This window comes from Paraburkholderia diazotrophica, assembly GCF_038900755.1.
Lineage (GTDB): Bacteria > Pseudomonadota > Gammaproteobacteria > Burkholderiales > Burkholderiaceae > Paraburkholderia > Paraburkholderia diazotrophica_A.
On the sequence record NZ_JBBPEN010000001.1, the window covers coordinates 448,871 to 466,525 of the forward strand.

Genomic DNA, 17,655 nt, shown 5'->3' on the forward strand with positions numbered 1-17,655 from the left:
CATCGCGCGTTTCATCAGACAAGACCGCTGACGTTTCTGCCGTCGCGATGCGACAGCACGTCGGCGAGCCGTTCCATCGACACAGGCTTCGTCAGGTGATAGTCGAAGCCCGCCGCGAGCGCGCGTGACTTGTCGGACTCCGACGAGTAGCCCGTCAGCGCGATCAGGAACATATGCGCGAGGTCACGGTTCGCGCGGATCGTGCGCGCCACTTCGAAGCCGTCCATCTCCGGCATGCCGATATCGATGATGCCGACTTCCGGCATTTCCTTCGCCGCAACCCGCGCCGCTTCGCGTCCGCCGCGCGCAACAATCACGTTGTGGCCTTCGAGTTCGAGCAGCAAGTGCAGCGCGTCGAGCGCATCGGCGTTGTCGTCGACGAGCAGAATGCGGCTCGGCGCGGCGCTCGTCACAACCGGCAGATCCGGTGCGAGTCCTGGCTCGCGATCGAGAATCGGCAGACGCAGCGACACGATCGTGCCGCGTCCGACGCCCAGGCTGTCGAGTGCAATCGTGCCGTCGTGCAGTTCGACAAGCCGCTTCACGACCGCGAGGCCGATGCCGAGGCCGCCTTCCGAGCGGCGCATGCTCGACGGCGATTGCGCGAACAGTTCGAACACATGCGCGAGCGCTTCGGGGCTCATGCCGACGCCGTTGTCCTCGATGACGATCGACACGATGCCGCCGCGCTCGGGATCGATGGCCGGGCTGTCCGTATCGACCTGCACGCGCAGCCGCAGCGTGCCGCCCGCAGGCGTGTACTTCGCGGCGTTGGACAGCAGATTGCCGACCACCTGGCTGAGCCGCACATGATCGGCGCGCACACAAACGGGCTCGTCGAGTCCTTCGATCACGAGCCGATGCTTGCGCGCGTCGATGTGATGCTTGAGCGCCGTCACGGCGTCATACACGATCTCGTTCAGCGACGTGCGGCTGAACTTGATCGCGAGCTTGCCGTGCCGCAGCCGCGCGGCATCGAGCAGATCGTCGACGAGCGTGCGCAGCTGACGCATTTGCCGCTGCGCGATGGCAAGCACTTCATCGGCGGGCTTTTCGCCCGCGCACAGCAGCTTGAGCGCGGCAATCGAGCTGTCGATGGGCGCCATCGGATTGCGCAGCTCGTGGCCGAGCATCGCGATGAATTCGTCGCGCCGGCTTGCCGCATCTTCGAGCGCGCGCCGCGCCTGTTGTGCGGCGGCCGCTTCCGCTTCGGCCGCCTGTTGCGCATCGAGCAGCGTCAGGGCCGCGCCCGCGAGCACGGCGAGATTGCCGAGCAGACGCACGTCCTCGCGATCGAACCGATGGTCGTCGTGCGACGCAACCCAGATCGCGCCCAGTTGTTTCGAGTCGGCGCTGCGCGCCGGAATCGGCGTAATGATGCCTTCCGTCATCATTGAGCCGGCTTCGCCCAGGCTCGTGAAGTACCGCGCCGGATCGACGAACAATTGCGGCGCGCCGAGCTGCAGCGTCACGCCGCAAGGGCATTCGGCCCACGCCGTCGTCTGGCCTTCGAGGCCTGCGCAAGCCCCCGCGACCGCGCGCCAGCGGAATACCGCTTCGCCTTCGCTGGTGGTTTCGAGCAGGCTGATGCCGGCGCTGCCTGCGCGGCACGATGCAAGCGCCGCATCGGCGATGGCTTGCAGCAGTGTGTCGCGGCGTCCCGTTTGCGCGCCCGCTACCGTGACCAGCGTTCTCACTTCTGCCGCGTGGTCGGGTGCGCGCGCGGGGCGTTCGCGCAGGTCGCCGGTACGTAGTACGCCCGCACGGCGGGCGTTTTCGATGCCGTCGCTCATGGTGCTGGAAGGGTGATGGTTAGCAACGGTCAGATCCACTCGTCGGGGTCCGTAGCCGGCGTCAATACGCTCGTGTGAAGTGGTCGGCGAGCCCGCAAAACGCCGGCTCGACCGTTACCGAAGTATAGGCGTTGCGCATTCAGAGGTGCCCGGATTTCGTGGGGCTGGCAACGTTTGACGCCGACGGCTCGGTGCAGCAGGATGAGGCTTCACCTGATGGAGGACGCGATGAGTCATGAGTCCCAGCAGCAAATCCATGAAGGCGGTTGCGCGTGCGGTGCAGTGCGGTTTCGCGCAGTGGGCGCGCCGATACGAGTCGGCATGTGTCATTGCATGACGTGTCGGCGCGTGCACGGATCCGCGTTCGGTTCGTACGCGATTTTCCGCCGCGACGCCGTCGCCTTAACAGGCAGCACGCGCGAATGGCGTAGCTCCGAACAGGGGCGGCGTCACTTCTGCCCGGCATGCGGATCGGTCGCGTTCATGATGTACGCGGATCGCGACGAAATCGACGTGCCGCTCGGGGCGTTCGACGAGACAGGCCTGTTCGAGCCGGACTACGAACTGTGGTGCATCCGCAAGGAACCGTGGCTGCCGCGCGGCGCGCGCCCGGAGTACGACGAGGAGCGCACGCGGTAGCGCCCGCGTTCCGCATTTCGCGTCTTGCGTAAGAGATAAGAAAGCTGGAAACAGCGCTGGAAAGAAAAAGGCGCCGCCGGCTGGGCTCGCTTGCCGAAGCCGTCGGCGCGTTGCGCGGGCCGATCGCTCAGCCCGCGTCTCGAGCAAACGATGCTAGCCTACTTCTCGCTCTTCTTCGGAATCTTCGCGCCGGACTTGCGCGCCTGATTCAGCGCGATCGCGACGGATTGCTTCTGCGATTTGCCCGCCTTCTTTTCCGTCTTGATGTTGTGCGAGACGGTTTCCTTCGATGTGCCTCTCTTCAGTGGCATGGCGTTCTCCTTCTCCGATCGATGTGGCAAACGCGCAGCCGTTTCGCTGCGTCATCACAGATACGAGCATGCATCGTTCCCGCGGAAGCATGTGCCGCTCACGCCGGGGACCGCGGATTCGCGGATTACGCATGAACGTGCATGCGAATCTGTAAAGCGCAATCGCAAAGCAAGTCGCAGAGCCCATCGCAAAGCCACTCGCGAACGCCGCCATGACGCGCCGGCGGCAAAGCGGAACGTGGTTTGCTGAGCGTTTCCCGACAGGCAAGACGAAGGAGCATCTCGTGAATACGGTTTCCATTGCCGGCGGCGCGACGGCGGCAATCTTTGCCGGTGCATCGATCGCGGCGCCGGTCGCGCCAGTAGTCGCGCCAGTAGTCGCGCCCGCAGTCACGCCGGTGGCCCACTACGCGCAGACAGACACGCATCCCGCGACGCAGAGCGACAAGTCGATGGCGACGCCTGGCGTCACTTCCGGCGAACTGAATACGCCGCAGCCGCGGCAGTCGTCGACGCCCGGCATGACGGGCGCGGCCGCATCCGATGCAGGCGTCCCCAATCCGAACCACGCCCGCGGCGATCAGCGCGTGCCGGGAATCGGCAAGCCGCGCGGCGGCGCCAATGTGCATTGACACCGACAGCGCATCGGCGCCGCGAGCAGCAGTACAGCATGAACCGATCCGCAATGTGCGCGCCCCGCACTTGTCACGCGAGTTCACGCGAAACATTGCGTCATTTCAACCGATATGCCGGCGACAACCCGAGACCGGCATTCAACCCTGGAGTTGCAAGATGACAAGGCCACGGATGATTTTCCCGAAAGCACGCGACGCTGTGGCCTCGAAACCCGAGTCGCCGGACGATTACCAGATCTACGCCACCTATCGTCGCACGACGGAGGGCTCGTACATGGGGCAGTTGAAGGTCGTGCGCAAAACCGACGGGCGGCTGCTGTTCCCTTTTGCGGGCGCGCCCGATATCGGGCCGTTCATCGACGGCGATCAGGCGCGCGAGGCCGCGCAGCGCCACGGCGAAACGGTCGTGAGGTCGGACATCGACAACCCCGAGCCCTGACGCCATTCGTGCTGGCGAGCGGGCGCTTCGACATCTCGCCGATCAGAAAAACGGGCGCTGCCGAGCGTGTCGTTTCACCGGCAGCCGTTTGCGTTCGGTGCCTATAATCGCGCGACGGTTTCAATGCGCCTTGCTTCACGGCGCGCGGGCAACGGAGAAACGACAGCGGAGAAACGCGATGAAGCGGAACAGCGCAATGGTGATCGGCGTGGGCGCCGAAGTCGGTCTGGGCGCGGCGCTGTGCAGAAAAATCGCGGCGAACGGATACCACGTGATCGTCGCGGGCCGCACGCAGGCAAAGCTCGATGCCGTGACGAAACACATCGCGGGCCGCGGCGAATCGGCGGAATCGTTCGTGATGGACGGCGCATCGGAAGCCGACGTCATGCGTCTGTTCGACAGGGCGATGTCGCCGCCCGACGATATCGACGTGCCTTCGCTCGTCGTCTACAACGTCGGCAACAACCGCTACGTGCCGTTTCGCGACCTGACGCAAGCGCAGATGGAGGACTTCCTCCGCTTGGGGCCCGTCGGCGGCTTCCTGGTTGGACGGGAGGCAGCGCGGCGGCTCGCGCCGCTCGGACGCGGCACAGTGATCTTCACGGGCGCATCGGCGAGTCTGCGCGGCAAGCCCGGTTTCGCGCACTTCGCGGCGGCGAAAGCCGGGCTGCGGATGGTCGCGCAAAGCATGGCGCGCGAGTTCGGGCCGCTCGGGCTGCATGTCGCGCATGTGGTGATCGACGGCGGTATCGACGGCGAGCGTCTGCGCAATGCGCGTCCGCAGGTGGCGAGCGAGCGCGGCGAGAACGGACTGCTGAATGTCGATGCAATTGCCGAGGCGTACTGGCAGATCCATCTTCAGCACCCGTCCGCGTGGACGCACGAAATCGATCTGCGGCCGTTCAAGGAGCCGTTCTAAGCGTTCGAACAAGGCGGCGAGCTTGGCGCTAGTTGACGCTAACCCGCGCCCATGCGGCTCTGATCGACGAACGTTTCTGTCGCGTCGTCGATCTTGCGGCCCTTGCGTCCCGTCGGGCCATGCACGTAAAGCACCTTGACGTTGCTTTGCTCAGGCGTCTGCGCGGGCGGCGGCGTCATCTCATAGCGCACTTCGCGCGCATGATCGCGCAGTTGCAGATTCGGATTGAACACCGAGTTGAAGCGCCACAGCATCCGCACGAAATTCGTCTGGCCGCGCATCAGCAGCGAAGCCGCTTCGCCTGCGGCACGATAGAGCGCGCCCCAGCCGAGATGCTTGCGATTGAGCACCTGCTGAGTGCGCACCAGTTCGCCGTAGAACTCGGGTAGCGGCAGCTTCGTCGGCAGCACGGCGTGCTGGATGTCGTAGAGCCGGTAATCGAGGCTCGTCAGACGGCGCTCTTCGCGCAGCCAGATTTCCGTGCCTGGATACGGCGTGTTCACGCTGATGTTCACGATCTCCGGAATCTCCAGACACCATTGCCGGATCGTCTCGAACCGCTCGTGGTCCCAGTCGGGATCGGCGATCAGGTTGACCGCGACCGTGATGCCGAGCGAGCGCGCAAACCGGAGCGCTTCGAAATTCCTGTCGACGTCGATGCGCTTGCGAAACGCCTTGAGCCCTTCGGCGTCGACTGCTTCGAGGCCGATGAACATATACTGCAGACCGAGCCTGCGCCAACGCTCGAAGACTTCCTTGTTGCGCAAGAGCACGTCGCCGCGCGTCTCCAGATAGTATTTCTTGCGGATGCCGCGCCGTTCCACTTCGCGCGCGATCGCCATGCCGTGATCCGCATGCACGAACGCAACATCGTCGACGATGAACACGCCCGGCTCGCGGATCGACGCCAGTTCGTCGGCCACGACTTCGGGGCTGCGCGAACGATAGCTGCGGCCGTAGAACGTCCACGCGCTGCAGAACGTGCAATCCCACGGACAGCCGCGCGCAAACTCGATCGATGCGCATGGGTCGAGCACGCCGATGAAGTACTTGCGCCGGTGCCGCAGCAGATCGCGCGCCGGACGAACGTGATCGAGGCTTTCGGTAAAGCCGGGCGGCGGCCCTTCGCCTTCGCGCGTGACGACGCCCGGAATGCGCAAGAGATCGTCGTTGCGCGCAACGGCATCGAGCAGCTCGACGATCTTCGCTTCGCCTTCGCCCTTCAGCACGCAATCGATCGCGCCGTCCGCGTGCCTGAGCATGTCCTTCGCCGTGAACGACGCGCTATGCCCGCCGACGAACACGAAGCACTTCCGCTGCTGCGCCTTGACGGCCTTCGACAGATCGATGATTTCTGGAATGTTGGCGAGATAGTTGCCGGAGAAGCAGACCACATCGGGACGCCACGTGCGCATCTGCTTGTGCAGATCGCGATGCGTTTCGACCTGCAGGTCGATCAGGCGGATATCGTGTCCGGCGTCGCGTATCACGGCCGCGACGGTTTCGAGTCCGAGCGGTTCGAGCCGCAGATACACGCGCGTGTACATCAGGCCGCCTGGGTGAACAGCGAGCACCTTCATGAGATCTCCTTGGCGAAGGGGCGCGCCGCGAGCTATCGCGTGACGTGCCGTGCTTTCGTGCTGGTATCCCTGGTATGGGTCGACTGCCGAGCCTGTGCGTCCTGCCGGACCTCACCGCGAAGGCTCCATCCGATTCTACTGTTCATCGCTTGAGGCCGCTCGCAAGCGGGCGTGTCGGCGTGAAGGTGAGGATTTTCGGGAGCACGTGACGCGTGTTGCATCGCTGGCGCATCGGCGATGCAACAGGCGCATCGTCGCTTCGCATGCTCATTGCGCCGGATGCCGCCACTCGTCCCACACGTCGCGCGCGCGTTGCGCGATGCGCTTCCACGGCGGATCGGCGAACAGGATGAGCGCGCCGAGCGCGAGGCATCCGCAGACGAGGAACGTTCCGCGATAGCCAAGACCCGCGACGAGCACACCCGACAACACGCCCGACAGAATCGAGCCGACCCGCGACGCGTTGAAGAACAGCGCCGTGGCCGCGCCCGGCGAGCGCGGCATCAAGTCCTGCATGTACGTCATGCCGAGACACGACGTGACGGCCACGACGAACGCGTTGAACGCCTGCATCGGAATCAGCACGTTGACCGTGCCCGCTGCCGCGACGGCAATGAAGTACACGACATGCACGGCCGCGCAGGCCGCGAGCCAGTTCAGCTTGTTGAGCGTGGAGCCGCGTGCGCCGAGCGCGAGCATCATCGGAATTTCGAGGAACGCGCCGAGGCCGAGCATGATCGACACGTCGAGCCGCGTGCCCTTCAAGCCGTGCACGACATAAAGCGGCAGCACGATCATCGTCGCGTTGGCGGCAAGCCCGATCAAGGTCAGCGCGACGATGGAACGCCAGACTTGCCGCTGCGTGCCGGGCGCATGGGGTGGCGTATGAGGCGGCGAGGGCGGCGCCGCTTCGGCGGGTTCGGGCGTCGTCACTTCGAGCGACGAGGCAGGGTCGCCCGCATAGTGTGTCGGCGCGCTGTGCGGATCGCCCGCGGGCGATTCGCGCATGCGCCATACGATCGCGCCGCATGCGGCGAAGCTCGCGGCCGCGAACAGGAAGAGCCCGTAGAAGCCCGCGCCCGCGAGCACGAGCGCGCCCACCGACGGACCGAACACCCACGCCATCGATAAAACCGTGCGCAGCGTGGCCAGCGCGAACGCGCGTTCCGCTTCGTCGCGCACGGGCAGCGCCGCGCGTGCGAACGAGAACACCAGCGACATCGACGAGCCGCCCGCGCCGAGAAACGCGACGCCGATAGCGAGCAGCGCCCCATAGTTGCGCACGAAACAGAGCAGCAGAAAGCCGAGCGATGCAGCGATCAGCGCGGCGAGCAGCAGCCCGCGATGATGTCCATGCCTGTCGGACCACTTGCCCGCCCACGCGCTTGCGATGACGCCGCTTGCCGCGATCAGCGTCATGAAGAGACCGAGCTTCAACGGCGTCATGCCCGCCTGCTCGACGCCGAACAGCGATAGATATGGCGCGGTGAACGACATCGCGATGCCCAGCATCAGCGTTGCGCCGGCAAGCGGCATGAAGGAATGGATGCGCGTGAGACGGCCAAAGCGGGAGTTCATCGAGAGCGCGTGTTCGAACTGTGGGATGCGCGCGCGAACGGGGACGCGGCAAGGAAGAGGCATTGTCGAACGCGAGCGCTTCACGTGCAACGCCCGTTTTGTCATGTTGTGTCATGTTGTGCAAAGAATGCGCGCGGCATTCGCGAGGCGGCGAGAGTCCGTGCCGGCGTCAAGGGCAAGCGACGCGCAATGACCCGATGGGCTTAGACTGACCGGCTCGTTTTTACCGACAAGGTCCGACCGATGCCCAATCTCAAAGACGCAATCGAATCGTACGTCTACGCGAAGGACGGCAATCGCCCGCATCTTCTGACGGATGCATTCGCACACGATGCATCGCTCGCGATGACCGTGAAGACAGCGGCCATCGCGTTTCCGCAGGAAGCAAATGGACGCGATGCGATTGCGGCTGTGCTGGTCAGCGATTTCGCGCAGAAGTACGAGAACGTTTATACGTTCTGTGTCGGCGCGATGCCCGTCGAGGGGCAGCGCGAGTTTTCATGCGACTGGCTTGTCTGCATGACGGAAAAGGGAACGCTCGCGGCGCGTATCGGTTACGGCCGCTACGACTGGACAGGCGATGCGCAAGCGCGATGCTTGACACGGCTGCACATCACGATCGAAGAAATGGCGACGTTGCCGACAGCATCCGCCGGCAGCCTGTTGCGTTGGGCGAGCCGCTTGCCGTATCCGTGGTGCGCGCGCGAGTCGCTGAAAGCACACGCAGCAGAGGCGCCCGACATCGACATCGTCCAGCGCGTTCTCGCGCAACTGGCCCGCTAGCGAATCAGCTGATCGCCTTCGAGCACCGCGTGCGCGCCATACGTCCATGCATGATTGCGCGTGCCGTGACCAAACGGAAAGCCCGCATAGATCGGCACGTCAAACGGCTTGAGCAGATCGACGAGCATGTCGTGCAACGTGAAGTCCGCATTGTCGGGCAGCGGGCAGCGGATGAAGTCGCCCAGCACGAACGCATGCGCGCCATCGAATACGCCCGCTTCGCGCAACTGCATCATGCTTCGGTCGATGCGATAGGCGAGCTCGGTCACGTCTTCAAGCAGCACGATCGCGCCGTCGCAGCGCGCCTGCCATTGCGTGCCGGCAAGACTGGCGAGCATGGTGATGTTGCCGCCCGCAAGACGGCCTTCGGCACGCGACGTGCCCGAACCGTGCAGACGTTGTAGCGGATGAGGCGCGGCGCGTTCCTCGCGCAACTCGGCGAGCATGCTGTCGCGCGAGGCGTCGTCGAGTTTCGTCGCGAGCCCGTTCAACGTCGGACCGTGGATGACGCGCACGTTGGCCATGCCGTGCAGCGCGCCGAACAACGCCGTTGCGTCCGAAAAGCCCACGACCGTCTTCGCGCAGGGCACTTCCGGCGGCAATGCGTGCAGGCAATAGACGCTGCCATAACCGCCGCGCGCGATCCACACGATATCGACGGATGGATCGGTCAGCGCGCGGTGCAGATCGGCGGCGCGGTCTTCGTGCTTGCCCGCGTGATAGCGATGGCGGTCGCGCACATGCGCGCCCACCTGCACGCGCAGGCCCCAGCTTTCGAGCAGCGCGATGCTGTGCTCGACGTGCTCCATATCGGGCACGCCTGCAGGCGCGACGACGGCGACGCTCTTGCCCGAGAGCTTCATGCGCCCGCCTTCTTCGCGAGCAGCGCGGCCGTGTCGGGCGCGCCCATGCGGCTGGCGGCGTCGGCGGGCGAGACGCCGTTCGCGTCGCGCGCGTTCGGATCGGCGCCATGCGCGAGCAGTAGTTCGACCATCTCGGTGCGATTGAACATTGCGGCGATCATTAGCGCCGTGCGTCCATCGGGCGACGCGCCTTCGACGTCCGCGCCATGCGCGAGCAAGGTTTCGACGACGTCCTTGAAACCCTTGAACGCCGCGCCCGCGATGGGCGTTTGTCCGTTGTCGTTGCGCAGGTTCGGGTCCGCGCCGCGTTCGAGCAGCACGCGCACGGCATCGGCGTGACCGTGATAGGCGGCGAGCATCACGAGGCTGTCGCCTTTCTCGTTGCGCAGATTCGGCGGCGCGCCTTTCTCGATGACCGCGGCCAGCGTGTTCGCTTCGCCGCGACGCGCGCAGTCGAATATTTCGCGCGCTACTGCGAGCAGATCGGGATCGATGTTGTCGGGGCTGCGCTTGTCGTCTGTCATTAACCTCTCCGCTGTCGACAGGAGTTAGCGCTTCAGCGCTTACTCCTGTCCCATGCAGTTTCATCGCGGTCGACAGGAGTTAGCGCTTCAGCGCTTACTCCTGTCCCATGCAGTTTCATCGCGGTCGACAGGAGTTAGCGCTTCAGCGCCTACTCCTGTCCCATGCAGTTTCATCGCGGTCGACGGGAATTAGCGCTTCAGCGTTACTCCCGTCCCATGCAGTTTCTTTGCGATGGACGGAAGCTGCCTTCTTAGCGCTTGCTCCCGCCCCATACAAGATGATTGCAGTGATGGTGCGGCCGCTCGCGCGGCGCGTCGGTAACAGCAGAGGATACAGGCAATGCGCGCTTGCCGCTGTCGATGCGCTCCGAGCCCAACGGTGAGAAGGTTCGGGAGCGGAAAGCCGTCCGTGTCAGGCCTGCTTGCGCAGCGTCGGCTCGGCGTCGCCGTTCGCGATGATGCGGTCGAGGCGAGCGCTCGCATCCGTGAGCGCGCTAAGCGGCGCGCGCTGCAATTGCGCGTCGTAAGTGCTGACGATATGCGCGAGCAACTCGACGTGCGCTTCGTCGAGACGCCATTCGTCTGTCGCGCGGCCGCGATCGAACGTGGCCGCCATCGCCTGATCGGCGGTTCGCAGCTGGTCGTACGTCATCGCGCCGTAGCCGAGGTCGCACAGAAAGCCGGTGAGCAGCATCGTCTGCGTGAGCGTCTGCGCGGCGCTCTTGCTGCCCGCGCCGCGCCGCAGCGCGTCGAGCGCAATATGGACGGGCAGGATCAGTTCGGCGGCCATGCTGCGCGGAATCGGCAGCAGCAATGCCTTCGCCTGCCGCGCGCGCGCCGCCTGGTTGCCGCCGGGAAACGGAATGGTCTTGGCCATGTCGCCTGCGATTAGTGGGAATGCTCTCGCGATAACGGCGCGCGGCGGAAAAGATTAAGGGCTGTTTTCGCAAATTGGCAAACGTTTGTCGAAGATCGACTTTCCGCTTCGGTCGCGTCGCGCTACAGGATTAAAGGTGCTTGTAATAAAAGGTTGTTCCGCAGAAAGATCCATCCGGCATCAACGCGTATTTCGGCACGTCACCGACCCGCTGCCAGCCCGCTCGCGCATACAGGCGCTCGGCGTCGCCGCCCGTCACCGTGTCGAGCACGAGCACGGTCTTGCGTTCGTCGCGGGCCACGGCGTCGGCGGCCGCCATCAGCTGCTGCGCGACGCCCCGCCTGCGCGCGCGGCGGTGCACGAGCATCTTCGCGACGTCGGCGCGATGCGGCTGGTTGTCCGGCTGCGCGAGCACCAGTTGCACCGTGCCGACGATGCGCCCGTCGCCGTCCTCTGCGACGAGCAGCGCGCGCTCGCCGCGCTCGACATCGCCCGCGACCATTTGCCAGAACGCGACGGCCCGCTCGCGCGCCAGCGGCTGCATGAAGCTGACGGATGCGCCGCCGTCGACGCAATCGATCAGCACATCGGCCAGTTCGTCGACGCATTGCGCCGCTTCATACGCGGCCACGCGGCGCACGCGGATTGCTTGCGTCATGCACTTCTCCGCACGGGTGAACGCGGCGCCATCGATAGCGCCACCAGATAGAGCGCCGGCTTGCGCGTCGGATTGCGAAACACGGTCGGGCAATCGAGGCGCATCGCCACGCAGTCGCCTGCTTCGAGCCGCCAATGCTCGTCGCCGGCCGTGATCTCCATCGCGCCTTCGATCAGCCAGATCTGCTGATGGATCTCGGTGGCGCGCGCGCCCGTCTCGTAGGCGACGCGCTGGCCGGCAGGGAAGTGAACCTCCACTAACTGGATCGGCGAAGGCAGCGCCGGCGACAGGCTGCGACGGGTGTAGCCGGATGCGGGATCGGTCCACACGGACTGCGTGTCCGCGCGCGCGAGCGGCGACGGCGGCTCGGCGGTCGCCGCGCGGGCCTCGAACAGAGACGCCAGCGTGACGCCGAGCGCGGTCGCGAGCTTGTCGAGCACGGCGGCCGTCGGGCTGCTCCGCGCGCGCTCGATCAGCGAAATGTTCGAGCGGCTCACGCCGCTCGCTTCCGCGAGCGCTTCGAGCGACAGGCCGTGCGCGTCGCGCAGTTCGCGCACGCGGCGCGCAATCAGCGTGTTGATGTCCATGTCGTCCAGCATACTGGATCAAAAATCCAGCATGCTGGAGAACGCGCGGTTTCGTCACGGCCGTATGGGAAAGTGCAAACGGCTTCGTGCACAATGCCCGGACGCCTCGACTCCGCAATCCCTCAAACTCCAGCGAATACCAAACGATCAGCCAGCAATGAGCCGTCGCCGCGCAGTCACAAGCCAGTTCTCGGGAAAATCAATCGGTCGGACCGTCGGGATCGCCGCGCTCGCGCTGGCGGGCCTCGTCGTCGCGCTGCTGTGCGCGGCGCTGCTCGGCGGCTGGCTGCTGCTGCGCGGCAGTCTCGCGCAACTGGATGGAACGCAGCGCGCGCCGTCGCTGTCGTCGACGGTGACGATCGAGCGCGACGCGCTCGGCGTGCCGACGATACGCGGCGCGTCGCGCGCCGATGTCGCGTATGCAACCGGCTTTCTGCACGCGCAGGACCGCTTCTTTCAGATGGACCTGCTCAGGCGCGTCGCGGCGGGCGAGGTCTCCGCGCTGATCGGCCCGAATGCGCTCGATCTCGACAGGCGCAACCGTCTGCATCGTTTTCGCGCCCGCGCGCACGCGATCGTCGAGACGATGCCCGCCGATCAGCGGCAAATCGTCGAGCGCTATACGGCGGGCGTCAATGCGGGCCTCGCCGCGCTGTCGTCGCGGCCGTTCGAGTACTGGATGCTGCGCACGCAGCCCGAAACGTGGCGGGCCGAAGATTCGCTGCTGGTCGTCTACGCGATGTACTTCGATCTGCAATCGTTCGAGACGCGGCGCATCCTCGCGCGCGCCGTGTTGCGCGAGCGCGTGCCCGCCGATCTGTACGCGTTCCTGCTGCCCTCGGTGAGCCATTGGGACGCGCCGCTCGATAGCGCATCGACGCCGCCCGTCGAGCCCACGCGTATTCCCGCGACGCGCCCGGACTGGCTATCGGCGACGAAGCCCGTGAGCGCCGCCAGAGACACGAGAGACACGAGCGCCGGACTCGACGACGCAGGCGCGAACGGGTCGGCTGTCGGCAGCAACGGCTGGGTCGTCGACGGCGCGCACAGCGCGCATGGCGGCGCGATCCTCGCGAGCGACATGCATCTCGGGCTGTCGCTGCCGAACATCTGGTATCGCGTGTCGCTGAGATGGCCGGCGGCGGACGGCCAGCCGATGCATGCGCTGACGGGCGTGAGCCTGCCGGGCACGCCGCTCGTGATCGCGGGCAGCAACGGCAAGATCGCGTGGGGCTTCACGAACAGCTACGGACGCTATATCGATCTGATCGAGCTGCATCGCAATCCCGCCGACCCGCTGCAGTACCGTACGCCCGATGGCGCATGGGCGCGCGCAGACGTCCATCACGAAAGCATCGGCGTGAAGGGCGGTGCGAGCGTCGATTTGCCCGTGATCGACACGCGCTGGGGGCCGCAGATCGACATCGGCGAGCGCGCGTATGCGCTGCGCTGGGTCGCGCATGACGGGGAGGCCGTGAACCTCGACCTGCAACGGCTCGAAGACGCGAAGACGATCGACGAAGCGCTGCACGTCGCGCAGACGAGCGGCATCCCGACACAGAACATCATGGTCGCCGACTCGCGCGGCAACATCGGCTGGACGCTGGCGGGTCCGCTGCCGCAGCGCGACGCGAGCGACGCGCAAAGCGGCCCCGACAGCGACACGCCATACGATTCCGCGACGTACAAAGGCTGGGAGCACTATCTGCCGCCCGAGTCGTATCCGAAGCGGATCGATCCGCCGCTCGGCCGCCTGTGGACGGCGAACAATCGCGTGCTGACATCGGACGAAGCGGCGCTGATCGGCGATGCGGGCGCGGACCTGGGCGCGCGCGCATCGCAGATACGCGACGATCTGCTCGCGGCGCCGAGTCCAGACGAGCGCGCGATGCTGTCGATCCAGACCGACGACCGCGCGCAATGGATCGACGTGTGGCGGCGCGTCGCGCTCGAAGCGCTCGACGCGAGCGCGCTCGCGGGCCATCCGCAGCGCCTCGCGTTCCGGCAGCAACTGCTCGCGTGGAATGGCCGCGCGGATGCCGATGCCGTCGGCTACCGGCTCACGCGCGGCTTCTTCTTCTCGCTCTACGACGCATGGTTCGGCAGGCTCGACGCCGATCTCGCGGGGGCGATGCCGGGCGGTGGCGGCGGTGGCGGGCCGCTCGGATTGCGCGTCGCGAGCTCGCGCTACGAAGCCGTGATGGAGACGCTCGCCGAGCATCACGCGTGGGTGCCCGACGGCTTTATCGACTGGCGCACGTTCATGCTCGACCGCATCGATCATGCGATTGCGCAGTTGCCCGCGGATGTCGCCGTCGACGATGCGCGCTGGGGCGAACGCAACCGCGCCGCGATCGAGCACCCGTTCGCGCGCATCGTGCCCGCGTGGCTGCCGTGGGTGCGCGGCTGGCTCGGCGCGCCGCATGATCCGCTGCCTGGCGATATCAATATGCCGCGCGTGCAGACGCCGAACTTCGGCGCATCGGAGCGGATGATCGTGTCGCCGGGACGCGAGCAGACCGGCATCTTCGAGATGCCGGGCGGACAGTCGGGCAATCCGCTGTCGCCGTATTTCCTCGCGGGTCACGAAGCGTGGGTGCGCGGCGAGAAAACGTCGTTTCTGCCGGGCCCGCCCGTGCATCGGCTGACGCTCGGCCGTGCCGGACAATGATCGCTATATTGATGGTTTTCGTGGAGTGACCGTATGGAGAAGGAACGCAGCAGCGATCTCGTCGCGGTGCGCGATCTGTTGCGGCAGTTCGTCAGCGAGCGCGACTGGTCGCGCTTTCATTCGCCGAAGAATCTGGCGACGGCGCTGAGCGTCGAAGCGAGCGAATTGCTGGAGCCGTTTCAATGGCTGGAGTCTGGCGAAAAGAGCGAACTCGCCGACGACAAGCTCACGGCGATCCGTCACGAAATGGCCGATGTGCTCGCGTACCTCGTGATGCTCGCCGATCGTCTCGATGTCGATCTGTACGCGGCCGTGCTGGAGAAGATCGAGCTGAATCGCGCAAAGTATCCGGCGCACAAGGTGCGCGGCGATTCGCGCAAGTACTCCGAGTACGACGACTAGTGGCGTTCCGCCCGGGTGTCTTCCGCACAGCAAAACGGGCGCAAAGCCGCTTGAGGTGAGGAAATACGGGAGCATTTGACAGTTGCGCAATGGTGAGCCCGCCCGGTGCCGATCCGCTCACGAATGTGCTTGCGGTGAGGCTATACGGGAGGCGCGCGATGGTGAGTTGCCCCGCAATCCGCACGGCACTGTCGCTAAAGGTGAGGCTTTTCGGGACGCGGACGCGCAGTGCGGAACGGCTAGCCGGTGACGATCAGCAACGCGCCCGTGACGGTCAGCGCGCCGCACCAGAGCCAGTCGAAATTGATCCAGCCACGCCGCAGCATGCCGAGTCCCAGATACTGATAGGCCGCGAGCGCAATCGTGCCCGCCGTCGCGAGCGTGACGATGGTGTGCACGGCCGTAACCTGTCCGACCGATTCGAGCGAGCTGCCGACGGGCATCCCCGCGCCGCACAGCGGCAACAGCGCGGGCAGCAGCATCAGGCCCGCGCCGTGCATCGTCGCCATGGCCGCCGACCACAGCGCCAGCCCGACGAAGCCCGCCGTCATGCCGATGCGCACGCGCTGCCGGTGTCCGTAGAAATGGTGATACGCGGCCCACGCGATCAGCAGCGCGCCCATGAACATGCGCAAGCGTTCGGTGTGTGTGAAGAGCCCGAGCGCGACGGCGGACGTGGTCACGAACAACACAGACACGGCATGCCCGAGCGCGAGCGGCGGCAGCGCCATCAGCAGCGCCTTGCGGCTGCCGTGCTGAAGCCCGAGCGCGGCGGCGAAGAGCCACCCCATCGCGGGATTCACGCCGTGGAAAATCCCGCTGCCGATCACGCTTGCCCATACGCCGTTCATCGCGCTCGCCTTTCGCTGCCGCCAGCGCTCACGGATAGCAGTACGAATCCGACGACGCGTCGCCGCCTTCGAGCCGTATCTGATGCGGACGATGCGACTTCGGCCAGTCAACGAAGAAGTCGTCCGCGACCTTCAGGCCGCCGCTCTTGTCCGCATTCAGCCTGACCATCCAGCCATCGATGCCTTCCGTGTAGAACTGCTCGTCGATCGCGCCGTACAGCGAGTTCGTGAAGTACACGCGGCTGCCGTCGCGGCTCACTTCGACCATCTGCGGGCCGCCGTTCAGCGGACGTCCGCCCGCGCCCGGATGCGTCGCCCGCGCGGCAATGCCGCCGATGCGCACGGTGCCCGTCAGCTCGGGCCGCATCGGATCGGAGACGTCGTATTGCTTCAGATCGCCCGTGCCCCAGCACGACACGTACAGAAAGCGGTCGTCGAGCGACAGCGCGATATCGGTGACGAGCGGCGGCACCGCGCCGAAGCCTTTCAGTAGCGGCGGAAGCAGCGACGCATCGGCCGGTTCGGCGGGAATCTCGATCACCTTGCGCGCGGCCCATTGATCGCCTTCGCGATACCACGTCCAGATCGACGCCGACAGGTCCTTCAGGCTGATCACCGAGTTGACGAAGCCATAGGCCTTGGTCGGATCGTGCGCGGGGCGCAGTTCGAACACCAGCTGGTTCTCAGCGCCGAAGTCGACGACCTGTTTGTGCTTGCGCGTGTTCATGTCCCAGAAGTGCAGGCGATGCCCGTACTGGCCGCCGAGCAGCACTTCCGGCACGAGGCCGTTTTCGAACGTCGCGGGCAGGCCCCATTCGCTCGTCACGACGGTGTCGTAGCCGAGATGCCACCAGCCGTCGTATGAAAGCTGCTGCGGGCCGCGATCGATTTCCCATTGACCGCGAATGTCGAACGTTTCGTGGTCCATCAGAAAGATGCCGCCTGGCGCTTCGCCCTGCGCGTTCGCGAGCGCCACCACGTAGATGCCCGCTGGTCCGCAATGCACCGTATGAGGCCGCGTGTAGCCGGCTTTTTCCGCGACTTCGGCGGGTTCGAGCACGCGCACGATCTGCGGATTCCGCTTGTCCGGCTTCGTGTCGAGTATGTGAATGCGCGACGAGCGCAGGCCAGGCACGACGAGATAGCGGCGCTCCGTATGCGGATGCGGCGCGTTCGGGCACAGGCACGAACTGCACGCGTTCCAGCCGAAGTGATGCAACTCGTCGCCTGCGTTCGGCATCGGCACGCTGCTGACGATGCTGCCGTACTCCGCCGAGCCGGGATCGACATCGACGACGGCGAGCTCGTCGGGTGTCTCGCGCGACGGATCGAAGCTCGCCACATACGCGACGGTTTCCTTCGGCGCGCTGCCCGCCATGCGGGCGGAAGGATAGAAGGTCGGATCGGGTTTCCAGGTCGCCATATCTCACTCTCCGAAGGATGTTGCGATGCGGCACGCGGTGCATGCGCGCCGGCTATCGGGCTGCGAAAGCGGCGCGCATGTATGAGGTTTTCACTGTAGGCAATTTAACGGCGGAGCGTGGG

Annotated in this window: 18 protein-coding genes; 7 read left to right on the forward strand and 11 right to left on the reverse strand. The window is 65.7% G+C overall.

Annotation, left to right across the window (positions count from 1 at the left end; genetic code table 11):
* Positions 1-14: 14 nt before the first annotated feature.
* Positions 15-1,793, reverse strand: coding sequence for a hybrid sensor histidine kinase/response regulator (locus tag AABE10_RS02175; RefSeq protein ID WP_342932234.1), 1,779 nt, complete (start codon positions 1,791-1,793; stop codon positions 15-17).
* Between the two features lie 216 nt (positions 1,794-2,009).
* Between AABE10_RS02175 and AABE10_RS02180 the strand changes: the two genes are divergently transcribed.
* Positions 2,010-2,432 (forward strand): GFA family protein, encoded by a 423-nt coding sequence (locus AABE10_RS02180; RefSeq protein ID WP_342932235.1) that lies wholly within the window; start codon positions 2,010-2,012, stop codon positions 2,430-2,432.
* Positions 2,433-2,590: 158 nt separating this feature from the next.
* On the opposite strand, the gene AABE10_RS02185 is transcribed toward AABE10_RS02180, so the two are convergent.
* Positions 2,591-2,743 carry a DUF6496 domain-containing protein gene (locus tag AABE10_RS02185; protein ID WP_177200307.1) on the reverse strand — a complete coding sequence of 51 codons (153 nt, stop codon included), beginning with the start codon at positions 2,741-2,743 and terminating at the stop codon, positions 2,591-2,593.
* 284 nt (positions 2,744-3,027) lie between these two features.
* Between AABE10_RS02185 and AABE10_RS02190 the strand changes: the two genes are divergently transcribed.
* The 3 genes from AABE10_RS02190 (at position 3,028) to AABE10_RS02200 (ending at position 4,736) form a co-directional block, all read left to right on the forward strand.
* Positions 3,028-3,375, forward strand: a complete 348-nt coding sequence (locus AABE10_RS02190; protein ID WP_342931651.1) for a hypothetical protein — start codon at positions 3,028-3,030, stop codon at positions 3,373-3,375.
* A gap of 160 nt (positions 3,376-3,535) precedes the next feature.
* Positions 3,536-3,817 (forward strand): DUF6723 family protein, encoded by a 282-nt coding sequence (locus AABE10_RS02195; protein ID WP_342931652.1) that lies wholly within the window; start codon positions 3,536-3,538, stop codon positions 3,815-3,817.
* A 178-nt stretch (positions 3,818-3,995) separates the two neighbouring features.
* The gene (locus AABE10_RS02200) at positions 3,996-4,736 is read left to right on the forward strand and encodes an SDR family NAD(P)-dependent oxidoreductase (RefSeq protein ID WP_342931653.1); all 741 of its coding nucleotides are present in this window, start codon (positions 3,996-3,998) and stop codon (positions 4,734-4,736) included.
* A 38-nt stretch (positions 4,737-4,774) separates the two neighbouring features.
* Here the strand turns inward: AABE10_RS02200 and hpnR are convergent, their stop codons facing one another.
* Positions 4,775-6,316: a hopanoid C-3 methylase HpnR gene (gene hpnR, locus AABE10_RS02205; RefSeq protein ID WP_342931654.1), complete on the reverse strand. Its 1,542-nt coding sequence runs from the start codon at positions 6,314-6,316 to the stop codon at positions 4,775-4,777.
* 267 nt (positions 6,317-6,583) lie between these two features.
* A complete protein-coding gene (locus AABE10_RS02210) occupies positions 6,584-7,894 on the reverse strand; it encodes a sugar efflux transporter (RefSeq protein ID WP_342931655.1) in 1,311 nt (436 codons plus the stop codon).
* A 243-nt stretch (positions 7,895-8,137) separates the two neighbouring features.
* Between AABE10_RS02210 and AABE10_RS02215 the strand changes: the two genes are divergently transcribed.
* Entirely contained in the window at positions 8,138-8,677 is a 540-nt protein-coding gene (locus AABE10_RS02215) for a hypothetical protein (RefSeq protein ID WP_342931656.1), read from the forward strand.
* On the opposite strand, the gene AABE10_RS02220 is transcribed toward AABE10_RS02215, so the two are convergent.
* The 5 genes from AABE10_RS02220 to AABE10_RS02240 all read right to left on the reverse strand — a co-directional run bounded on the left by AABE10_RS02220 (position 8,674) and on the right by AABE10_RS02240 (position 12,186).
* Positions 8,674-9,540 carry an LD-carboxypeptidase gene (locus AABE10_RS02220; RefSeq protein WP_342931657.1) on the reverse strand — a complete coding sequence of 289 codons (867 nt, stop codon included), beginning with the start codon at positions 9,538-9,540 and terminating at the stop codon, positions 8,674-8,676. The two genes, AABE10_RS02215 and AABE10_RS02220, sit on opposite strands and share 4 nt — an antisense overlap.
* The gene (locus tag AABE10_RS02225; protein WP_342931658.1) at positions 9,537-10,064 is read right to left on the reverse strand and encodes an ankyrin repeat domain-containing protein; all 528 of its coding nucleotides are present in this window, start codon (positions 10,062-10,064) and stop codon (positions 9,537-9,539) included. The genes AABE10_RS02220 and AABE10_RS02225 overlap by 4 nt, the downstream gene beginning before the upstream one ends.
* Positions 10,065-10,476: 412 nt before the next feature.
* Positions 10,477-10,941 (reverse strand): hypothetical protein, encoded by a 465-nt coding sequence (locus AABE10_RS02230; protein WP_342931659.1) that lies wholly within the window; start codon positions 10,939-10,941, stop codon positions 10,477-10,479.
* 130 nt (positions 10,942-11,071) lie between these two features.
* The gene (locus AABE10_RS02235; RefSeq protein WP_342931660.1) at positions 11,072-11,599 is read right to left on the reverse strand and encodes a GNAT family N-acetyltransferase; all 528 of its coding nucleotides are present in this window, start codon (positions 11,597-11,599) and stop codon (positions 11,072-11,074) included.
* On the reverse strand, positions 11,596-12,186 hold the full coding sequence (locus tag AABE10_RS02240; protein ID WP_342932236.1) for an XRE family transcriptional regulator: 591 nt from the start codon (positions 12,184-12,186) through the stop codon (positions 11,596-11,598). The genes AABE10_RS02235 and AABE10_RS02240 overlap by 4 nt, the downstream gene beginning before the upstream one ends.
* A 157-nt stretch (positions 12,187-12,343) precedes the next feature.
* Here AABE10_RS02240 and AABE10_RS02245 point away from each other — a divergent pair, with 157 nt between their 5' ends.
* A complete protein-coding gene (locus tag AABE10_RS02245; protein ID WP_342931661.1) occupies positions 12,344-14,857 on the forward strand; it encodes a penicillin acylase family protein in 2,514 nt (837 codons plus the stop codon).
* Between the two features lie 33 nt (positions 14,858-14,890).
* On the forward strand, positions 14,891-15,259 hold the full coding sequence (locus AABE10_RS02250; RefSeq protein WP_342931662.1) for a nucleotide pyrophosphohydrolase: 369 nt from the start codon (positions 14,891-14,893) through the stop codon (positions 15,257-15,259).
* Positions 15,260-15,498: 239 nt separating this feature from the next.
* Here the strand turns inward: AABE10_RS02250 and AABE10_RS02255 are convergent, their stop codons facing one another.
* Entirely contained in the window at positions 15,499-16,110 is a 612-nt protein-coding gene (locus tag AABE10_RS02255; RefSeq protein WP_342931663.1) for a hypothetical protein, read from the reverse strand.
* A gap of 28 nt (positions 16,111-16,138) precedes the next feature.
* Entirely contained in the window at positions 16,139-17,533 is a 1,395-nt protein-coding gene (locus AABE10_RS02260; protein ID WP_342931664.1) for a selenium-binding family protein, read from the reverse strand.
* Between the last annotated feature and the right edge of the window lie 122 nt (positions 17,534-17,655).

Excerpts from the sequence above, each read along its gene's own strand:
- AABE10_RS02175 (WP_342932234.1), bottom strand. The coding sequence starts at position 1,793 with ATGAGCGACGGCATCGAAAACGCCCGCCGTGCGGGCGTACTACGTACC.
- AABE10_RS02180 (WP_342932235.1), top strand. The coding sequence starts at position 2,010 with ATGGAGGACGCGATGAGTCATGAGTCCCAGCAGCAAATCCATGAAGGC.
- AABE10_RS02185 (WP_177200307.1), bottom strand. The coding sequence starts at position 2,743 with ATGCCACTGAAGAGAGGCACATCGAAGGAAACCGTCTCGCACAACATC.
- AABE10_RS02195 (WP_342931652.1), top strand. The coding sequence starts at position 3,536 with ATGACAAGGCCACGGATGATTTTCCCGAAAGCACGCGACGCTGTGGCC.
- AABE10_RS02200 (WP_342931653.1), top strand. The coding sequence starts at position 3,996 with ATGAAGCGGAACAGCGCAATGGTGATCGGCGTGGGCGCCGAAGTCGGT.
- hpnR (WP_342931654.1), bottom strand. The coding sequence starts at position 6,316 with ATGAAGGTGCTCGCTGTTCACCCAGGCGGCCTGATGTACACGCGCGTG.
- AABE10_RS02210 (WP_342931655.1), bottom strand. The coding sequence starts at position 7,894 with ATGAACTCCCGCTTTGGCCGTCTCACGCGCATCCATTCCTTCATGCCG.
- AABE10_RS02215 (WP_342931656.1), top strand. The coding sequence starts at position 8,138 with ATGCCCAATCTCAAAGACGCAATCGAATCGTACGTCTACGCGAAGGAC.
- AABE10_RS02220 (WP_342931657.1), bottom strand. The coding sequence starts at position 9,540 with ATGAAGCTCTCGGGCAAGAGCGTCGCCGTCGTCGCGCCTGCAGGCGTG.
- AABE10_RS02225 (WP_342931658.1), bottom strand. The coding sequence starts at position 10,064 with ATGACAGACGACAAGCGCAGCCCCGACAACATCGATCCCGATCTGCTC.
- AABE10_RS02230 (WP_342931659.1), bottom strand. The coding sequence starts at position 10,941 with ATGGCCAAGACCATTCCGTTTCCCGGCGGCAACCAGGCGGCGCGCGCG.
- AABE10_RS02235 (WP_342931660.1), bottom strand. The coding sequence starts at position 11,599 with ATGACGCAAGCAATCCGCGTGCGCCGCGTGGCCGCGTATGAAGCGGCG.
- AABE10_RS02240 (WP_342932236.1), bottom strand. The coding sequence starts at position 12,186 with ATGGACATCAACACGCTGATTGCGCGCCGCGTGCGCGAACTGCGCGAC.
- AABE10_RS02245 (WP_342931661.1), top strand. The coding sequence starts at position 12,344 with ATGAGCCGTCGCCGCGCAGTCACAAGCCAGTTCTCGGGAAAATCAATC.
- AABE10_RS02250 (WP_342931662.1), top strand. The coding sequence starts at position 14,891 with ATGGAGAAGGAACGCAGCAGCGATCTCGTCGCGGTGCGCGATCTGTTG.
- AABE10_RS02255 (WP_342931663.1), bottom strand. The coding sequence starts at position 16,110 with ATGAACGGCGTATGGGCAAGCGTGATCGGCAGCGGGATTTTCCACGGC.
- AABE10_RS02260 (WP_342931664.1), bottom strand. The coding sequence starts at position 17,533 with ATGGCGACCTGGAAACCCGATCCGACCTTCTATCCTTCCGCCCGCATG.